Genomic DNA, 255 nt, shown 5'->3' with positions numbered 1-255 from the left:
CGCTTACCACTTTGTGATTCATGACTGGGGTGAAGTCGTAACAAGGTAACCGTAGGGGAACCTGCGGTTGGATCACCTCCTTACCTAAAAGAACCTGCCTTTGTAGTGTCCACACAGATTGTCTGATAAAAAGTAAATAGCAAGGCGTCTTGCGATTGAGACTTCAGTGTCCCCTTCGTCTAGAGGCCCAGGACACCGCCCTTTCACGGCGGTAACAGGGGTTCGAATCCCCTAGGGGACGCCACTTGCTGGTTT

General features: G+C 51.4%; 1 tRNA gene and 1 rRNA gene. Both read left to right on the top strand.

The window, feature by feature from the left end:
• Window positions 1-83 (top strand): 16S ribosomal RNA (locus tag AC07RN_RS21575); the annotation flags it as partial.
• Window positions 84-168: 85 nt separating this feature from the next.
• A tRNA-Glu gene (locus AC07RN_RS21570) sits at window positions 169-244 on the top strand.
• The last annotated feature ends 11 nt before the right edge of the window (window positions 245-255 follow it).

It is taken from the genome of Lelliottia sp. GFLA7 (assembly GCF_056490165.1).
This window is presented reverse-complemented; position numbering and strand designations above follow the sequence as displayed.